The sequence below is a fragment of the Cohnella boryungensis genome (assembly GCF_042651945.1).
Taxonomy (GTDB): domain Bacteria; phylum Bacillota; class Bacilli; order Paenibacillales; family Paenibacillaceae; genus Cohnella; species Cohnella boryungensis.
In genome coordinates, this window is the sequence record NZ_JBHSED010000062.1 from 1 (window position 1) to 1780 (window position 1780).

Genomic DNA, 1780 nt, shown 5'->3' on the forward strand with positions numbered 1-1780 from the left:
ATGCCGCTGACGGCGAGCGGGAAGGCGGACCGGAAGGCGCTGCCTGCGCCGGAAGGGGAGATGGAGACGGGCGTGGCGTACGCGGCGCCGACGACGGAGATGGAGAAGCGGCTGGTGGAGCTGTGGAGCGAGCTGCTGCAGCGGGAGAGAGTCGGAGTCGACGACGATTTCTTCGCCATCGGCGGGCATTCGCTGAAGGCGGCGACGCTGGCGGCGCGCTTGCATCAGGAATTCCACTGCCGACTGGCCATGAGAGATATTTTCCGGTATCCGACCTTGCGGGGAATGGCTGAGCTGCTGGAGCAGTCCGCAGCGATGGCGGGAGAAGACCGACACGAACGGATTCCGCGAATGGCCGAGCAGGCTCATTATCCGTTGTCTTCGGCGCAAAATCGACTGTTCGTGCTTCAGGCAATGGACAGACAGAGCACGGCTTACCATTTGCCGACGGCGATCCGCATAACCGGTCCGCTTGATCGGGCGAAGCTGCTGCTGGCGATAAGAACGCTGTCGGAGCGCCACGAGACGCTTCGCACGTCGTTCGAATGGGTCGAGGGCGCGCCGATGCAGCGCGTCTGGGACGAGCCGATCCCGGAAATCGAGTATGAGGTGCAGCAGGAAGCCGACCCGGACGTTTGTCTGCGCGAATTCGTGCGGCCGTTCGACCTGGACCGATCCCCGCTGTTCCGGGTGAAGCTGATTCGCAGAACGGCGCAGGATCATCTGCTGCTGATGGATATGCACCATTTGATTGCGGACGGCGTATCGACCGCGGCGCTTGCCGAGCAGTTTGTGCGGCTGTACGAGGGACAACGACTGGACGCGCTGCCCGTTCAGTATAAAGATTACGCCGCATGGCAGACCGACTGGCTTGGCGGCGCGGAGAGCCGCGAGCAAGAGCGCTACTGGCTCGCTCAGTTGGCCGGAGAGGCTCCAACGCTGCAATTGCCGACGGATTACGACCGTCCCGCGCGTCTGGAATATGCGGGGGATTCCGTCTTCGTGTCCATGGGCGCGGACCTGACGGGTCAAATGAAGGCGCAGGGCTCTCGCACCGGAACGACGTTGTATATGGCTTTGCTGGGGCTGTTCGCGACACTGCTGCAGAGGTATTCCGGGCAGCCGGAAATATGGATCGGTTCCCCGGTGGCGGGCAGACCGCATGCCGATCTGGCCGAGCTCATCGGGATGTTCGTCAATACAATCGTGCTTCGGAACCGGATCGAAGGTTCCCGGACGTTCGCCGAGCTTCTGCAAGAGGTGAAAGCGACCGTCATTGGCGCATTGGATCATGAGCGCTATCCTTTCGAAGAACTGGTGGACAAGCTGGGCGTTCGTCGAGATACGAGCCGTAACCCGTTGTTCGACGTCATGTTCGTGCTTCAGAACACTGGCGCAGGGGAGGTCGGTACAAACCAGACGCGATTCGAGCCGCTGGAAAACCGCAGAACGACGGCCAAGTTCGATCTTACGCTGGAAGTCGTTGAGAAGGACGGCGAATTGCGCTGCCACTTCGAATACCGGACCTCCTTGTTCCGCCGGGAAACGGTGGAGAGGATGGCGCGCCACTTCCTGCGCTTGGCGGAGCAGGCGGCAAGCGATCCGGAGCAGAGGCTGAACGACATCAGCCTGCTGACGGAGGAAGAGCGCAGACAAGTGGTGGAGACGTTCAACGCCACGGAGGCGCCGTTCCCGTCCGAGCTGACGCTGCCGGAGCTGTTCCGGCGGCAGGCGGAGCGGACGCCGGATCGCATCGCGGCCGTCTTCGGCGCGGAGCGGC

The 1780-nt window shown here is 62.6% G+C and carries 1 protein-coding gene; it reads left to right on the forward strand.

The genetic code is table 11. The features are described 5' to 3' along the window. A partial coding sequence (locus ACFO1S_RS23680) for a condensation domain-containing protein (protein WP_378127697.1) occupies positions 1 to 1780 on the forward strand: 1780 nt, incomplete at both ends.